This is a genomic window from Nonomuraea cavernae, assembly GCF_014646355.1.
In the GTDB taxonomy this organism is placed as follows: domain Bacteria; phylum Actinomycetota; class Actinomycetes; order Streptosporangiales; family Streptosporangiaceae; genus Nonomuraea; species Nonomuraea cavernae.
This window is the reverse complement of sequence record NZ_BMNH01000048.1, coordinates 1-14,444: the sequence shown is the minus strand read 5'-3', so window position 1 is coordinate 14,444 and position 14,444 is coordinate 1. Positions and strand designations below refer to the sequence as shown.

Here is a 14,444-nt window from a genome sequence, read left to right as displayed (position 1 = left end):
GACCACCTATGACGGACTTATGACGGCGAGAGTTCAGACTGTGCCCTGTTTTGACTTCTCACCCCCCGGAGTCATCGTGCTCAGCAGAATCGTCATCGTCCTCACCCTGTTATGGAGCGGCCTGACCTTCACCGCGGTCGAGGCCGCGGCCACCCCAGCGGAGCCGGAGCTGGACTGGCGCACGGCGCTCGAGAAATCGGATGCCCCTCCAAGTTCGCCACCGGTCAACAGGATCCGGTCGGCACCCGAGGTGGACAGCACCTCGGCGCCCAAGCCGAAACGCACCCAGCTCCCCGCCGCCACGTCGGCCGAGGTGAGACTGGATGCGAAACCGCAGCGGGTCGGACCGCTGGAGGTGAGCGGGGCCGCCGGTACGACCGCGCGGGTGGAGGTGCTGGAAGAGCGGGCGAGCCTGCCGGGACTGGTGTTCCGGATCTCGGCGGCCACCAAGGTCTCCGTCGACTTCGGAGGCTTCGCCGAGCGCTACGGCGCGGGATACGCCGACCGGCTCAAGCTCGTCCGGCTCCCCGAGTGCGCCCTGACCGCCGACTGCGACCGCGAGCGCGCACCCTCGCTCAAGGACGGCACCGACCGCCCGGTCGTGCCGTCGGTGAAGAACGGAACCAAGCTGAGCGCGGAGGTTCCCGCCGGATTGTTCGCTGTCACGGCCGGCCCCGAAGGCGAGGAGGGCTCGTTCAAGGCGACGCCGCTGGCGCTCTCGGGCGACTGGCAGGTCGTCACGGGATCGGGGAACTTCGCCTACAACTACGACGTGCCGCTGCAGAAGGCGCCGGCGGGGCCGACCCCGTCGCTGCGCCTCAGCTACTCCTCCGGCACGGTCGACGGCATGGTGTCGGGCAGGAACACCCAGAGCGGCCCGGTCGGGGTGGGCTGGGGAGACTTCGCCGACTCCTTCATCGAGCGCCGCTACCACTCCTGCCGCGCCGACGGCCAGGGCTCCGATGATCTGTGCTGGAAGTCCGACAACGCCACCATCTCGCTCAACGGCCGGTCCGGAGAGCTGGTGCCGCTGCCCGGGACGCCGACGAAGCAGTGGCGGCTCAAGGACGATCCGCGATGGCGGATCGAGCAGCTGACCGGTGCGAAGAACGGCGACAACGACGGCGAGCACTGGAAGGTGACGACCCCCGAAGGAGTGCAGTATTTCTTCGGCCGCGGCGTCAACCCCGACGTCGTCGGGGTGGAGACCCACTCGGTGTGGACGGTGCCGGTGTTCGGCGACGACACGGGCGAGCCGTGCAACGCCGAGGCTCCGCTGCCATGGTGCGTGCAGGCGTGGCGGTGGAACCTGGACCTGGTCATCGACCCGCATGACAACGTGCAGCAGTACGAGTACATCAAGGAGATCAACTACTACGCCGCGCTGAACGGCTGGCCCGGCTTCGAGCGTACGGAGTACGTGCGCGGCGGCGCCCTGCACCTCCTCAAGTACGGCAAGCGGCGCGCTGCGAACGAGACCGAGCCGTCGGCCCGGGTCACCTTCGATCTCGACTACCGGTGCGTCGACCTGGCCGCGGCCTGCCAGGAGCCGGCCCCGGCCACGGCCGCGAACTATCCCGACACCCCGGTCGACCTGATGTGCTTCACCGCCGTGTGCACCGAGCACGCCCCGACGTTCTTCACCGCGTTGCGGTACGTGTCGCTGACCACGCAGGTCGAGGTGGGCGGCGGCGCGTTCGTCGACGTGGATCGGATCACGCTCTCGCACGCCTTCCCGGACCCGGATCCGAACCGGACCGGGGACCAGAAGCTGTATCTGGCAGCGATCCAGCGCAAGGGCCTGTCGGCGGAGCCGCAGATCACGATGCCGCCGGTGACCTTCTTTCCGGTGCTGCTGAACAACCGGGTCGACACGGCGGGCGGCTTGTCGGCGATGCCGCACTACCGGGTCGGCGTGGTGACGAACGAGACCGGTGGCCAGGTGATCGTCACCTACGGCCGGCCGCACCCATGCCCCAGCCCGATCCCTGATCCGCCGAACTGGCACCTGAACACCCGCAACTGCTTCCCGCACTGGCATGCCCCCGATGGCGGGGCCCCTGGGTTCGCGGTGTTCCACAAGTACGTGGTGACCCAGGTGGAACAGCGTGACACCGTCGGCGGCAGCCCCGCGATGATCACCTCCTACAAGTACGGTGACCAGGTCCGCGCGGGCTTCCCCAACGGGGCCTGGCATCATGACCGGGACGAGTTCGTCTCCAACTCCAACCAGACCTGGTCAGAATGGCGCGGCTACGCCGACATGCTGGTCACCCAGGCCGCCAGCCGTACCCAATATCGGCTCTTCCGCGGCATGAACGGCGACAGGCTGGCCGGGGACCCGTTCCCGGGGCCAGGCTCGCGCGTGGCCAAGACCTCCAGCCTGGACGGCACCGTCACCAACGTCAACGACGAGAACTGGCTGGCCGGGGGAGTGCTCGACCAGCAGGAGCTGCGCGGCGACGGCAGCGTTGAGCACGGCACCGTGACCGGCTACCACACGCAGCGCACCGTCGACGCCACCGGGCCCGATCCGCTGGACGACGCCTGGTTCGTCATGCCGAACGACCGGGTGGAGCGGCGGCGCAACCCCGTCGATGGCAGCCTGGTGCGCAGCCGGTCCCAGACCGTCTACAACGGGCTGCTGGGCACGGCGGACAAGGTGATCGAACACGGCTGGCTGGCCACGACCGGTGACGAGCGGTGCACGGTGACCGTGCCCACGGTGAACTCCGACCGGTGGCTGCTGGACCTGCCCGCCTCGGTCACCCGGTACGGCAACGCCACGTGCGACGGGGCCGAGCTGGCCCGGGAGGAGTTCGCCTACGACGGTGGAGCGTTCGGGGCGGCGCCGGCGCGCGGCGATCGGACCGGTTCCCGAGTCAAGATCACGGCGGCGCCGACCTGGGCGACGACCACCACGACCTACGACAGGCTGGGACGGCCGCTGACGGTGACCGACCCCAACGGACGCACCACCACGACCGCCCACACCCCGGCGATCAGGTATCCAGCGACCACGACGGTCACCAACCACCTGGGGCACAGGACGACCACGACCTGGTTCCGCCCCCGGCAGGCGCCCGAGGCGACCATCGACGCGCGGGGCAAGAAGACCAGCTTCGCCTACGACGCGCTGGGCCGTACGCGCACCGTGCACCGGCCGATGGAGCAGGGCGGACCCGCGTCGCACGAGTTCGTCTACGAACTCGATCCCGACAGAGCCAAGCCAGGCGTGGTCCGGAGCCGCAGGCTCCAGGACACCACCAGGTACGTGGACTCCTGGGTGCTGCACGACAGCTGGCTGCGACCGCGCCAGACCCACCTGACGTCCCCCGAATCCGGCAAGGCGATCGTCACCGACACCCGATACGAAGGACGTGGCCTGGTCGCCGCCACCTCCCAGCCGCAGGCTCTGACCGGTGCGGCCGGAGCCGGCCTGTTCCCCGTCCCGGCAGGCGGTTGGGCGAACGACGAGACGACCGCTCATGACGAACTCCGCCGCCCCATCTGGCAGGTCTCCTCGACCGCGGGCACCGTCCGGCGATCGGTGGTCACCGACTACACCTACGACTCGGTGACCACGACCCCGCACCCTCAGGCAGGGGGAGTCGTCCGTACGGTCAGCGACGCCCACGGGCGGGTGATCAGGATGGAGGAACGCGACGGCACCGCCTGGCGCCTGACCCGCTACGGCTACGACCAGGCCGACCGGCTCACCACCATCACCGATCCGGCAGGCAACACCATCACCAACACCTACGACCTCGCCGGGCGCAAGATCGCCATGAACGATCCCGACATGGGCGCCTGGACCTACGGATTCGACGCGGCCGGCAACCAGACCCGGGCGACCAGCGCCGCCGGGGCGCAGGTGCACACGCTCTACGACGCGCTGAGCCGCCCGACGGAACGCCGCAAGGATTCCCCGGCAGGCACCCTGCTGGCCAAGTGGGAGTATGACGCGACGGGGGAGACGGGCCTGCTGAACAGGACCACCCGCGTGGAGGGCGGCGACTCGTACGTGGTCGACGTCACCGGCTACGACGGCCGGGCCCGGCCCACCGGCCAGACCTGGACCTTCCCCGACGCGAGCTACGCCGTCGGCTACGGCTACGACGCCGCCGACCACCCCACCCGGATCACCTACCCGGCCGTCGGCGGGCTGCCCGCCGAGACCGTGAACACCACCTACAACGACGTGGGCCTCGCGACCTCCATGGCCGGCGCCACCGAGTACGTCTGGTCCGCCCTGTACGACGACCGGGCCCGCTCGGTGTGGAACCTGTCGGGATCCCGGACGGTGCCCTTCAGCCGGGTGACCGAATACGACGCCGACCAGCGCGTCAAGGCGATCAAGGCGGGCGGCGGCAACACCACGCTGCAAGACCTGCGGTTCACCTACGACGACACTTTCGGCAACATCGTCGATCGGCACACGACCCTGAACGGGCAGTCCTGGCGCGAGTGCTTCGACCACGACGACCGCCAGCGCCTCACCCGCGCCTTCACCACGACAGGCACCTGTACGGCCGGCACACCCGGCACGGGTGCCAACGCCTACGACCACACCTACACCCTCAGCGCCGACGGCAACCTCACCCGGCGGGTCGAGAGCGGCACGCAGATCGCCTACACCTACCCAACGGCAGGCAGCACGCGTCCGCACGCGCCCACCGCGGTCGGCGGCAACACCTACACGTGGAACGCCAACGGCGACCTGGCGAGCCGTACCGTCTCGGGGCGGACCGAGACACTCACCTGGAGCCCAGAACGGCTTCTCCTCGCCGCGGGAACCTCCAGCTTCGTCTACGACGCCGACGGCAGGCGCCTGCAGCGCAAGACCCCCGCGGGCACCACCCGCTACATCGACGGCCACGAGATCACCGGATCGAAGGCGGTCCGCACCTACAGCTTCAACGGCACACCCATCGCGATCCGCACGACCACCGGCGTGGAGTTCCTGGCCACCGACAATCAGGGATCGGTTCAGCTCACCGTCCCGGCCGGCTCCGAGACGCCCAGTCACATCAGGTCCTACCAGCCGTACGGCACGCCGCGCGGCACCGACAGGCCCAGCACCGACCGCGGCTGGATCGGCCAGATCGAGGACGGCTCCACCGGGCTCAACTACCTCAACGCCCGCTACTACGACCCATCGATGGGACGGTTCGTCTCCCCTGATCCGCTCTTCGACGTCGCCCGGCCACAGACGATCAACCCCTACGCCTACGGGCTCAACAACCCCACGGCCTTCTCCGATCCCAGCGGCCTGATTCCCGACGCGTGCGCCAACGGAGAGGTCACGTGCACGCACAACGGCAAGGGGTGGACCAACGCCCAGCCGACCCCCGAACCGCCGCCGGCTTTCGTGGACTCCTGCGCCCCGGGCACCCCTGGGAACACCGATTCCGCATGCGGGTCCAGCCTGGAGGGCGCCACCATCACCGGCGGTGAAGACCTCACCGTTGACGACCTCGCCGAGCGGGTGACCGACGGCGCCGACACCGCGCTCGACGCCGTCGATCTCGGCATGGAGTTGTGCACCGATTCCCTCGGCTGCGCCCGGATCACCGGGTTCGTCGAGGCGACCGGCGACATCGGGTTCGCCACCGGCGCCATCGGTGTCGTCATCGACTGCGAGTCACAAGGCTGGACCAGCCAGGCGTGCGTCAAGGGGGCGGTCCTGGAGGGCGGCCAGTTGATTCCGGGGGTGGGGGTCGTCTTCCTCACCCTGGACGTGCTGGACCAGTTCGGACTCGTGGATCCCGTCATCGACTTCCTGCAGGAGATGTTCACCAGCGACGGACGGAGCCCCGTGCGGACGTGTGACTCCGGGTCCAGGCCGGAATACGGGTGCACGCACCTGCCCAGTGGCGGGCAGGGCGAGTACACCGGATCGGCAGGCGTTCCGCCGCCATGCACGGGCTGCGCAGCTCCGCAGGCAGGCCCATGCCCGCTGAGGGGGTGCGACCACAACAGTTACAACCTGAATGACTGATCACTGGCTAGGGGGCGTTCCGGTCGGAACGCCCCTTGTCGTGGCACGGTGACGCCCTCAGATGATCGTTCTCCACGTCGGGATGGGCGCGGGGATCGGACCGGACGACTGGGCGGCACGTGGAAGACCGCAGGAAGGTCGCCACCAGGAGAGCTGTGACGATCGCGAGGGTGGCGTTGACGCCGATCGCGAACCGCAGCCCGGGAAGAAGGGACGAGGCGACCTGGCTCATGGCGAGAGCGGACATGACCGGCGTGCCGAGGGTGATACCGACCTGCTGGCTCATGGTGACCAGTCCGGTCGCCAGCCCCTGCTGCTCGCTCGGGATGCCGGCGGTGGCGGTGACGGTGTAACCGACGATCGCGACGAGGTTCGCGACCCCGCCGACAAAGGTGACGACGAGCAGTGCGATCAGCCATCCGCGGTCGTCTCCGACGAAGGCGAGCGGGATCGTCGCGGCTGCCTGAACGACGAAGCCGACGATGATCGCGGTCTTCGACCCGGTTCTGCCGATGACCCTCGGGGCGAGGAGCCCACCGGCAACGGTTCCCGCGCCGAGGACGGCGAGGATGAGGCCCGCGCCCACGGCGCTGTGACCGAGGACCTCCTGGAGGTAGAGGGTCAGCAGGAACACGAGCGAGGTCTCGGTCGCGAAGGCGAGGAGTCCTGCTATGTTGCCCCACGCGACGTTGCTGCGCCGCAGCAGCGCGGGGGCGACGAGCGGTTCGGACACTCGGGACTCGACGGCCCAGAAGATCGCGAAGAGCACGACGGCGACGGTGATCGGTCCCCATGAGGCGGGGCTGCGCCAGCCCGCCTCGCCGGCGGTGGCGATGCCGTAGACCAGGGCGACGAGGCCGGACGTGACGGTGATCGCGCCGGGAAGGTCGAGGCGGGGACGCCTCTCGGCCGGCTTCTCGGCCAGGACGAACGGGGCGGTGAGGAGCACCGCGATGGCGACGACGACGTTGATGAAGAACGCCCATCGCCAGCTCACCCCACCGGTGAGGACGCCGCCGAGCACCGCGCCGATGGTGAAACCGGCGGCCATGAGAGCGCCGTTGAGACCGAGGGCACGCGAGCGTGCCGGACCTTCACCGAACATCGTGGTCAGCAACGACAGGGCGGCGGGGGTGACCATCGCGGTGGCGATGCCCTGGCCGACGCGAGCCGCGAGCAGGAGGACGGGCTCTTGGGCCAGGCCACCGGCAAGGGAGGAAACGCCGAGCAGCACGATGCCGAGGAGGAAGAGTCGCTTGCGGCCGAACAGGTCCGCGACGCGACCGAAGAGCAGGGTGAACCCGGCGGCGCAGAGCGCGAACGACGTGACGATCCATTGCAGATCACCGGTGGCGAAACCGAGGTCGCGGCCGATGTGCGGCAGCGCGACGTTGAGGATGGAGAAGTCCACCGCGAGCGTGAAGTTCGCCGTGAGCAGCACGGCCAGCACGACCCGCTGGCGCGAGGACAACCGCTCGGGGACAGCGGACGATGGTGAGGGAGACGTTTCGATGTCCAGCATGTGACCCACACTCGGCGGCCCCGCCGTGCGCAGCCAGAACCCCCGGTTGCCTACCACTGAGGAGGATAGGCTCCGGCCGTCACGGTCGGCGAGAATGGCGGCATGGCAGTACAGCCCGCGCACCAGGACCGGCCGGTGACCGAGCTCGGCGAGTTCCTCCGCTCACGCCGCGACCGGCTCACCCCCGAAGACGCCGGTGTGCGCAGCTACGGCCGCCGCCGGGTGCCCGGTCTGCGGCGCGAAGAGCTCGCGCGGCTCGCCGGGGTGTCGGTGACCTATCTGACCCGCCTGGAGCAGGGGCAGTCGCAGAACGCCTCCGACGCGGTCATCGACGCTCTGGCCCGGGCCCTGCGTTTGGACGCGGATGAGCGGGCGCACCTGTTCGCGCTCGCTCATCCGGCTCCGGTCAAACGCCCTCGCCCGCCGAAGCCGGAGAGTGCCAAGCCCGGCGCCGAGCAGCTTCTGCACGCGATGGGTGATGTGCCCGCTGTGCTGCTGGGCCGGTTCAACGACGTCCTCGCCTGGAACCGGGCCGGGCACCTTCTGCTGGCCGGACACCTCGACTTCACCGCCCCCGCGAGGCCGGCGGATCGGCCGAACCAGCTCCGCATGCTGTTCCTCGATCCACACACCCGCGACCTCTACCTCGACTGGGCGGCCGAGGCGGCGCTCGCGGTGGCCTCACTGCGCTACGTCGCGGCTCAGTTCGCCGGCGACCGGCGCCTGGCCGAACTTGTCGGAGAGCTCAGCCTGAACAGCCCGGAGTTCGCCTCGTTGTGGGCCGGTCACGCCGTGAAGCTGTGCACGAGTGGTTCGAAACGGTTCCGCCATCCCGAGATCGGCGCCCTCACGCTTGACTACGAGGTGCTGCATCTGCCCGAAGGCAACGGTCAGCGCATCCTGACCCACGCCGCCAAGCCTGGCAGCACCTCGTACGCGGCCCTGCGGTTGCTGACCTCCCTGTGATCAGCCGTGCACTTCCCCTGGCCGGTGCGGCCGGGTACGGGTAAGCACGATGAGGGTCAGGCCGATCCCGGTGAGGACCGCGCCGGTGACGGCGGGGCTGCGCAGGCCGTAGCCCAGGTCGATGGCGGCTCCGGCGAGACCGACACCCAGGGTGTTGCCGAGGTTGAACGCGGCGATGTTCGCCGCCGACGCGAGCGTCGCCGCGCCTTGGGCGTGCCGGAGGACGCGCGCCTGGAGTCCGGGGACGGTGGCGAACCCGACCGCGCCGAGCAGCATCAGCAGGATCGCGCTGGGAAGCGGCATCGACGCGACGGCCCGCAGCGCCAGGATCACGATGGGCAGCGCGATCGCGAGAACGAGAACAGCGGTGTCGGCGTTCTTGTCGGCTGCGCGGCCGCCGAGGATGTTCCCCGCGAACAGGCCGATGCCGAACAGGACGAGCAGCCACGGGATGGCGGACGCCGGGTAGCCGGTGACCTCGCGCAGGAGCGGCTCGATATAGGTGAAGACGCCGAACATACCGCCGAAGACGAGCGCGGTCGTGAGCAGGGACGCGAGCACCTGCGGCCGCGCGAGAGCGCGGAACTGCCGGCCGAGGGGTAGTTGATCCGGCTCCGGCTCTGTCCGGGGTACGAGCGCCACCAGGCCGAGCAGCGCGATGACGCCGATCACGCTGATGATCCAGAACGCCGTCCGCCACCCCACCTGCTGCCCCACGAACGCGCCCGCCGGCACACCGAGAACATTGGCGACGGTGAGACCGGCGAACAACGCCGCGACGGCCGATGCCTGCTTCGAAGGCGAGACCAGCGACCCGGCGAGGACGGCCCCGATTCCGAAGAACCCACCATGAGCGAGGGCGGCGATGATCCGCCCGGCGAACATCACCGTGAAGTCAGGAGACCACGCGGACAGGACGTTGCCGATGATGAAGAACGCCAGCAGCAGTACGAGCGCGTACTTGGGCGGCCGTCTCATCAGTAACGGGGTGACGATGAGCGCGCCGGGAACCACGGCGAGCGCGTAGGCGCCGACGAGGTGGCCCGCTTCGCTGATCGTCACCCCCAGGTCGCTGGACACCTCGGTGAGTAAACCTGCGATGACGAATTCGGTGAGTCCGATGCCGAACCCCCCGAGACTGAGCGCCAAGAGCGCGGGTCCGGCTTTCTGGGAGCCGCCCGTACCGGCGGCCCGCGCGGTCCTGATCGCTGTCGGACCGGGGGTGTCGAACGTCATGGGGGCCTCGCCGTCGTTCTCGGGTCGATCATCGGGCCACACAGGTAGCTGTGGCCCGATGCTGGACTTCGAGACTGGAACGAGGGTGCGACGGCAGCCATCTCCCTGGTCTGCCTACCATCGCCAGGGATACCTTCGTTCGGCCGTGATGCCCTGACGCGGCCAACGCAGCCCTCGTCGCCGATCAGGCGGACGCGACGAGTGCTCACCAAGCGGTGGCCGACAAGTCGCCGGCCTGCGACCGGGTGACGACGCCGGTCAGGCCTTGGGCGAGGTGTCCGGCCCCAGCGGACGATGAAGGAAAAGGGGGACTACTCACCCCTTTCCACTCTCAACGTATAGCGCACCGGGGGGCTTGCGGCAAGACCCGGGTCGTGCCGCAGAATCGTGGGCCGAGGCCAGAACCTGCGGAAACGGGGGACACGAAGTGCGGGTGTTGTCGACGACCTATGAGTCGCGGAGGGACATCGAACCGCCGGCGGGACTCGCGGCGCGGTCAGCCGGGAAAGGCCGCGTGTCCGCGTGAACCATGCGGGATCGTCGAGCCAGGATGCCAATGATCGCAAGCGCCCTCACACTGGAGCCAATGACGTGAACCCGCTGACCACCAGCGCGTTTGACCTGCCCGACCACCTTCTCCCCAAGGCCGACCCGAAGCTGATCGCCGGTGACGAGCGGCACTTCGTGGCCATCGCGGAGAGCCTTGAGCGGTCGATCGCCGAGCTGTCCGAGCGCCTCGACGCCGAGCGCAGGGCGCCCGGCGGCGTCGGACGGGCGGTGCTGGACCGTGACCTGGAGATCCACCGGCTGACGGCTCGGCTGCGCGCCCTGCGCCGCTTCGGCCTGGACCTGTGCCTCGGGCACATGGTCGGCGCGGACGACCCCGAGCCCGTGTACGTCGGACGACTCGGTCTTACGGACAGCGCGGGTCGCCGGCTGCTGCTCGACTGGCGCTCACCCGCGGCTGAGCCGTTCTTCGGAGCCACCCACGCCAACCCGATGGGCCTGGCGAGCCGTCGCAGATATCGCTGGACCCGGGGCCGGGTCAGCGACTACTGGGACGAGGTGTTCACCTCCGACGGGTTCGAAGGGCACGCCGCGCTCGACGACCAGTCCGCCTTCATCGCCAGCCTGGGCGGCAACCGGTCGGCCCGGATGCGGGACGTGCTCGCCACCATCCAGGCCGACCAGGACGCCATCATCCGCGCGGGATCCCGCGGCGCTCTCGTCGTCGACGGTGGTCCGGGCACGGGCAAGACCGTTGTCGCCCTGCACCGCTCCGCCTACCTCCTCTACGCGGACCCTCGCCTCGGTCACCACCGGGGCGGCGTGCTGTTCGTCGGTCCGCACCAGCCCTACCTGGCCTATGTCGCGGACGTCCTGCCCAGTCTCGGGGAGGAGGGCGTACAGACCTGCACCCTGCGGGACCTCGTCCCCGAAGGAGCAACGGCGGCGATCGAGGCCGACCCGGACGTGGCCCTGTTGAAGTCGTCCGCGGGCCTGGTGAAGGCGATCGAGCCGGCCGTCAGGTTCTACGAGAACCCGCCCACCGAGGGGATGACGGTCACGACGCCCTGGTCTGACGTCTGGCTGAGCGCCGACGACTGGGCCGAGGCGTTCGAGGCACCAGATCCCGGCACCCCGCACAACGAGGCGCGCGACCAGATCTGGGAGGAACTGCTCACGATCCTGGCCGACAAGTACGAGGAGGACATCTCGGTCGACCTGCTGCGTAGATCGCTGCTGCGAGACAGGGAACTGCTCACGACCTTCAACCGCGCGTGGCCGCTGCTCGAAGCGGCCGACCTCGTCGGAGACCTGTGGTCGGTGCCCGCCTATCTGCGGATGTGCGCTCCCTGGCTCGGCCCCGACGACGTTCGGAAGCTGCAGCGCGCGGACGCCCAGGCTTGGACGGTGTCCGACCTGCCGCTTCTGGACGCGGCACGGCAGCGGCTCGGCGACCCGGAGGCGTCACGACGCAAGCGCCGGCAGGAAGCCGCTCTCGCCGCCCAGCGCGAGCAGATGGCCCAGGTCGTCGACAACCTGATCGAGGCCGATGACGACGGCGAAGGGCTCGTGACGCAGCTGCGCCGAGCGGACCTCCAGCGCAATCTGGTCGACGAGTCCGAACTGCCCACCCTCGACCCGGACCTGCTCGCCGGCCCGTTCGCGCACATCGTGGTGGACGAGGCTCAGGAACTGACCGACGCGGAGTGGCAGATGCTGCTGCTCAGGTGCCCGTCCCGGAGCTTCACCATCGTCGGGGATCGCGCCCAGGCCCGGCACGGGTTCACGGAGTCGTGGCAGGAACGGCTCAAGCGGATCGGGCTCGACCGGGTCGACCTGGCCTCCCTGAGCGTCAACTACCGGACGCCGGAGGAGATCATGTCGGAAGCCGAGCCGGTCATCCGGGCCGTGCTGCCGGACGCCAACGTGCCGACCTCCATCCGCAAGGGCGGCGTCCCCGTCGTGCGGGGGTCCGCTTCGGAGCTGAGTTCGATCCTCGACACCTGGCTCGCCGCGCACGCCGACGGCATCGCCTGCGTCATCGGCGATCCCACGTTCCGGGCGACGTCCCGTGTCCGGTCGCTGACTCCGGAGCTGGCGAAGGGGCTCGAGTTCGACCTGGTCGTCCTCATCGACCCGGAGGCGTTCGGCGACGGCGTCGAGGGAGCGGTCGACCGATATGTCGCGATGACCCGGGCGACCCGGCAACTCGTCATCCTCACGAGCCCCTGACATCGCCGGACGAACGCCCGCGCGGTCAAGGCAGGCAGGCTTGCGTGCGGGCCTGGGTCGTTCGGTGTGTCATTGAGCGGGTCATGTCCGAGCTGTCTACAGGTGCGTTCTCGCCTCCTCAACCTGGCGCAGGATGGCCTGGGCGCCGCTGGCGTCGGCGATCGAACCCGCCTCCTCGATCAGCGCCCAGGCGTGATCACGGCGGCCTTGTGCGGCTGCGACGTAGGCCAGCCCGACCAAGTTCGCGGCAACACCGGGCAAGAACCCGATCTCTCGTCGAAGCCGCGTCGACTCCTCCAGACGCTCACGCGCGGCGTCCAGCCGGCCGGCGACGTGGTCCGCGTATCCCAGATGTCGAAGCGCGTACGACATCGTGAGCTTGTCGCCGACCCGCGCTGCGAGTTCAGATGACCGTTCGAGAAAGGGAACCGCGGTGTCGTCGTCCCGCATGGACATCTGGTGGTAGGTGCCGACCCAGAACAGCGCCTCGCCTTCGCCTCGTACGTCGCCGAGCCCCTGATAGAGCTCGGTGGCGCGCTGGAACAAGGCCAGTTCGTCGGGGTTCTCGGTTCGCTGCTCATGAGAACGAGCCTGCATGATCCGGCCGCGTGCCACGGCGAGATCGGCCTCGACCATGTCCAACTCCCGCTCCGCTGTGTCCAGCGCATCGAGATCGCCAACGAAGACGGCCCGTTGGCAAGCCAGCCTGGCCCGTTCGATTCGATCGTCCGTACTCATCGTCTCCCCGTCCACCCATCTGCGGCTGCGTGGCCCAATGTCGCACAACGCATCACACTGAAGGCGTCCCGACCGGGTCAAGCCCGCAGCAAGCCGGCGCCGGTGTGGTCGTGGTCTCCGGCGAGTGGATCGGTCAGGTCTCCGGGTGCGACGAGTTCTGAGAGAACGACTGAGTGACAATCGTCGGCGGTTCGGTGTCCCTGGTGCGCAGTGCGAGGCCGCCACCGTTCGCGGGCCGGAACCCCACTCCAGGGAGTTCGGGAACGTCGATCGCGGTGATCACACGCAGGGCGCCGGCCTCGGCCGCCTCGCGGACCGCGTGACGCACCAGCGCCTCGCGTACCTCCGACGGGACGCCGGGCTGGACGTGCGCCAGGTCGAGACGGACGGTGGTGTGCCGCTCGTCCGCCCAGGACGTGGCCGCCTGACCGACGAAGGGTTCCCCGCGGGAGTTGTCGACGTAGGCCTGCAGCCAGCAGGCAAGCCTGCCTTCGACGATCAGCTCCCTGGGAATGGTCACGTCCATCCCCGCCTCGGCCAGCCAGAAGCCGGCATCGGAGGCAAGCGGGGGGACCGGTGCCGACGGCGATCTCGGAAGGGGACGGCCCTCCTCCCGGTCATCCCCTGAGAGGGTGAGCATGCCGTCGTCGAGTGGGACCGAACCGATGAAGAACCCGGCGGGGCAGAGGTCTGGGGCATCGTGGCGGTCCAGCAGGACGTACCCGTCGCGGATCGTCCGGCGGCTTCGGCGCACCAGCCCGGTCGCGAGATCCTCGGCGAGGCGACCCGCGACGTCCGCGGCCCACTCATACGCCGAGGCCACCGGCAGGCCGGTCCACGGACTCTCGGGCACCGCCGGGAACTCGACCCCGATGGCGTAGGTGTTGGGGTCCCGCCGCCAGCGGAAGATCACGAGCATGCGGTCGGGCTCCGCGATGACGTCGACGGCGCAGTAGCCGTCCGTCACAGCGCCCGTACGCAGCAAGCAGGTCCTGACCGCTCCGAGAACCTCTTCACGGGACCATTCGATCGGCACAGGTCCAGACTCCCACACCCTTCCTCCCATCGGATCGAACCCCGTCAGGTCAGCTTCTCAGCCCTGAAGGGACTGAGCTTGCAGCTCTTGGCCGTCGGTGGTTTCGACGGTCTGGTCCGCGTCAGGCAGCGTGACTCACTGCCCAGCCCGTCTCACCGCGTGCGGCGATGTTGCGGGCTGCGTTGACGTCGGCGTGCTCAGCGAAG

At 69.4% G+C, this 14,444-nt stretch carries 7 protein-coding genes; 3 read left to right on the top strand and 4 right to left on the bottom strand.

All coding sequences use genetic code 11. The features are described 5' to 3' along the window. The first annotated feature begins 76 nt into the window (after positions 1 to 76). On the top strand, positions 77 to 6,001 hold the full coding sequence (locus IEY82_RS37595; protein ID WP_189129072.1) for an RHS repeat domain-containing protein: 5,925 nt from the start codon (positions 77 to 79) through the stop codon (positions 5,999 to 6,001). A gap of 7 nt (positions 6,002 to 6,008) precedes the next feature. Here IEY82_RS37595 and IEY82_RS37590 read toward each other — a convergent pair whose 3' ends face one another. Further along, a complete protein-coding gene (locus tag IEY82_RS37590; RefSeq protein ID WP_189129071.1) occupies positions 6,009 to 7,523 on the bottom strand; it encodes an MFS transporter in 1,515 nt (504 codons plus the stop codon). A gap of 102 nt (positions 7,524 to 7,625) precedes the next feature. Between IEY82_RS37590 and IEY82_RS37585 the strand changes: the two genes are divergently transcribed. Next, the gene (locus IEY82_RS37585) at positions 7,626 to 8,489 is read left to right on the top strand and encodes a helix-turn-helix transcriptional regulator (RefSeq protein ID WP_189129070.1); all 864 of its coding nucleotides are present in this window, start codon (positions 7,626 to 7,628) and stop codon (positions 8,487 to 8,489) included. On the opposite strand, the gene IEY82_RS37580 is transcribed toward IEY82_RS37585, so the two are convergent. After that, on the bottom strand, positions 8,490 to 9,725 hold the full coding sequence (locus IEY82_RS37580; RefSeq protein WP_189129069.1) for an MFS transporter: 1,236 nt from the start codon (positions 9,723 to 9,725) through the stop codon (positions 8,490 to 8,492). It abuts the gene before it with no gap. 591 nt (positions 9,726 to 10,316) lie between these two features. Here IEY82_RS37580 and helR point away from each other — a divergent pair. Beyond that, entirely contained in the window at positions 10,317 to 12,464 is a 2,148-nt protein-coding gene (gene helR / locus IEY82_RS37575) for an RNA polymerase recycling motor ATPase HelR (RefSeq protein ID WP_189129068.1), read from the top strand. A gap of 96 nt (positions 12,465 to 12,560) precedes the next feature. On the opposite strand, the gene IEY82_RS37570 is transcribed toward helR, so the two are convergent. Then, positions 12,561 to 13,202 (bottom strand): tetratricopeptide repeat protein, encoded by a 642-nt coding sequence (locus IEY82_RS37570; protein WP_189129067.1) that lies wholly within the window; start codon positions 13,200 to 13,202, stop codon positions 12,561 to 12,563. Between the two features lie 133 nt (positions 13,203 to 13,335). Next, a complete protein-coding gene (locus IEY82_RS37565; RefSeq protein WP_189129066.1) occupies positions 13,336 to 14,238 on the bottom strand; it encodes a hypothetical protein in 903 nt (300 codons plus the stop codon). Positions 14,239 to 14,444: the final 206 nt, after the last annotated feature.

Coding starts and splice junctions, on each gene's coding strand:
- IEY82_RS37590 (WP_189129071.1), bottom strand. CDS start 7,523: ATGCTGGACATCGAAACGTCTCCCTCACCATCGTCCGCTGTCCCCGAG.
- IEY82_RS37585 (WP_189129070.1), top strand. CDS start 7,626: ATGGCAGTACAGCCCGCGCACCAGGACCGGCCGGTGACCGAGCTCGGC.
- IEY82_RS37580 (WP_189129069.1), bottom strand. CDS start 9,725: ATGACGTTCGACACCCCCGGTCCGACAGCGATCAGGACCGCGCGGGCC.
- IEY82_RS37570 (WP_189129067.1), bottom strand. CDS start 13,202: ATGAGTACGGACGATCGAATCGAACGGGCCAGGCTGGCTTGCCAACGG.